At 68.5% G+C, this 2,654-nt stretch carries 2 protein-coding genes and 1 pseudogene; 2 read left to right on the forward strand and 1 reads right to left on the reverse strand.

Translation table 11 applies throughout. The annotated features are described in order from the left end of the window. A pseudogene (locus XI08_RS10110) lies at positions 1-388 on the reverse strand (DUF2155 domain-containing protein); the annotation flags it as partial. Between the two features lie 207 nt (positions 389-595). Between XI08_RS10110 and XI08_RS10115 the strand changes: the two are divergent. Next, the gene (locus XI08_RS10115; RefSeq protein ID WP_271574304.1) at positions 596-1,543 is read left to right on the forward strand and encodes an alpha/beta hydrolase; all 948 of its coding nucleotides are present in this window, start codon (positions 596-598) and stop codon (positions 1,541-1,543) included. Between the two features lie 14 nt (positions 1,544-1,557). Further along, positions 1,558-2,565 (forward strand): Na+-dependent transporter, encoded by a 1,008-nt coding sequence (locus tag XI08_RS10120; RefSeq protein ID WP_271574305.1) that lies wholly within the window; start codon positions 1,558-1,560, stop codon positions 2,563-2,565. Positions 2,566-2,654 lie beyond the last annotated feature (89 nt).

Below are 2,654 nucleotides of genomic sequence, written 5' to 3' on the forward strand. Positions count from 1 at the left end.
CGACCGCCACGGGCGGCGGCTGGTTCGGCGGCGCGGCGCTGGAGCCCGGCGGCGGCGCCAGAGGCTGGGTCTCCACCGGCCCGGGCATGACATTGCCCTGACGCCCGGGAGGCGGCGCCATCGGACGCGACGGCAGCACGCGGCCCTGCGGCGGCAGCTCGGGGACTTCCTCGTCGTCGTCAGGCACCTGCGGCTGCGGCTGTCCGCGCGGAATGCTACCGGGCGGCCGCAGCGGCGGCGGATCGGAGAAGATCGTGCCGATCTGCGCCTGCGAGGGCGTCGCAGCCGTGAGCGCAGTGGCGGCCAGAAGCGCCGCAAGACCTGTCAGGGTAAGGGTTCGAACCATCTTCTCGCGCGGCTTCAACAGCGAATCGGGCTTGCTGGACATTCTACAGGGGATACCGCCGCTCGCAGGCCATCCGGTTAACACGCCGAATACGGCGGGGAAAGGGCGGCATTCCTGCCCAGCCCGGCGCCGGCTGGCCAGACCGCCGGCCGAATGGGATAGTCGGAGGACCCTTCCTTGGGGCCCGAGGCGGGCCCCGCCCCCCGAACGCGCCGTCCAACGATAACTGGAAGCCCCAAGGTCGCCCCCATGCCCGTTGTGCTCGATCCCGATGCCGCCGCCGTCTACAAGGCGTTCCAGGAGGCCGGCCGCCCCGCCTACGAGACGCTGACCGCGCCGGAGGCGCGCGCCTATTACGCGCAAGCGCGCTTTGCCACCAACCCCGAGCCGCCGGAACTTGCACGTGTCGCGCCGCTGGCGATCCCGGCGCCGCACGGGGTGATCCCCGCCCGCATCTACGTGCCGAAGGACCCGCGCCGGCAGAACGGCCTGTCGCCGGCGCTGGTGTTCTTCCATGGCGGCGGCTGGGTGATCGGCGATCTCGACTCCCATGACGTCGTCTGCCGCCAGCTCGCGGTCGAAGCCGCGCTGATCGTGATCTCGGTCGACTATCGCCTCGCGCCCGAGCACAAGTTTCCCGCGGCCACCGAGGACGCCATCGCCGCGACCAAATGGGTCGCAGCGAATGCGCGCGAGCTCGGCATCGACGCCGCCCGTCTCTCGATCGGCGGCGACAGCGCCGGCGGCAATCTCACCGCGGTCGTCGCGCTCGCCGCGCGCGACTGCAACGGCCCCGCGATCGCGGGCCAGGTGTTGATCTATCCGGCGACCGATTTCGCCATGACGCACCGCTCCCACAGCGAACCCGAGACCAGCGTGCTGCTGACGCATTCGGTGATCCGCTGGTTTCGCGATCACTATCTGGGTGCCGCCGCCGACATCCACGACTGGCGTGCCTCGCCGGCTCGCGCGGAAAACCTTGCCGGCCTGCCGCCCGCCTATGTGCTGACCGCCGGCGCCGATCCGCTGCGCGATGAAGGCGACGAATTTGCCGCGCGCCTGAAGCAGGCCGGCGTGCCCGTCACGTACAAGCACTTTCCCGGCCAATTCCACGGCTTCTTCACTATGGGCAAGCTGTTGCCACAGGCCAATATCGCCGTCAGCGAGATCGGCGCGTGGTTGAAGGGATTGGGCTGACAACGCCGTTGCGCATGGCTTCCAATCTTCAAACGATCTTCGCCATTCCCCTGCGCGGGCTGACATGGCTCGGCGACCAGGGCACGCGCGCCGTTGCGGCGATCGCCTTCATCGCGGTTGCGGTGCCGCCGCTCGGTGCGCTGCTGCGCCCCTACGTCACCGAGGCAATTTTCCTTCTGCTCTGCATCTCCTTCATGCGGGTCGACCTGACGGCGCTCTACGGACATCTGCGCCGGCCGGCGCTGGTTGCGGCCGCCACCGCCTGGACCACGATCGGCGTGCCGCTGATTGTCGGGCTGATTGCTCGTGCAACCGGGCTCAGCGACAGCTCGCCCGGCCTTGCTCTCGCGCTGATGCTCCAGGGCATGGCCTCGCCGATGATGGCTGCGCCGGCGCTCGCAGCGCTGATGGGCCTCGATGCCACGCTGGTGCTGGTCACGCTGGTGACCTCGACCGCGCTCGTCCCCTTCACCGCCTCGTTGTTTGCCAGCCTGTTTCTCGGCGGCATGCTCAACATCTCGCCGCTCACGCTCGGCCTGAAGCTGCTCGGAATCCTCACGGCATCGCTGCTTGCGGCGACCGTCATCCGCCGCCTGTTCGGCAGCGAGGCGATCCAGCGCCACAAGCGTCCGATCGACGGCATCAACATCGTCATCCTGCTTGTGTTCGCCTCGGCGGTGATGGGCGACGTCGCAACCGACTTCCTCGCCGCCCCCCTGTTCACGATCGGCGTCGCGCTGCTCGCCTTTGCCGTCTATTTCACCCTGCTCGCCGTCACGACGCTGATCTTCCGGCGCGTCGGCCATGAGCGCGCCTTCGCAATCGGCCTGATGGTGTCACAGCGCAATCTCGGGCTGATGCTGGCCGCGACCGCGGGCGTGCTGCCGGCGACGACCTGGCTCTACTTCGCGCTGACGCAGTTTCCGATTCATCTCGCGCCCTATCTGCTGACGCCGATCGCGCGGCGATTGACAGCACGTGCAGGTACCTCCGGCCGGGCCGCTACAGATAGCGCGACCTAAGGCATATGCTCATAAATCCGGGGATGTCTGCTTTCGCGGTAGACCGGACAGGCTGGTCCCACTCTCGGAATTTCACACCCTCTGACCCA

The sequence above is a fragment of the Bradyrhizobium sp. CCBAU 11361 genome, assembly GCF_028128935.1.
Lineage (GTDB): Bacteria > Pseudomonadota > Alphaproteobacteria > Rhizobiales > Xanthobacteraceae > Bradyrhizobium > Bradyrhizobium niftali.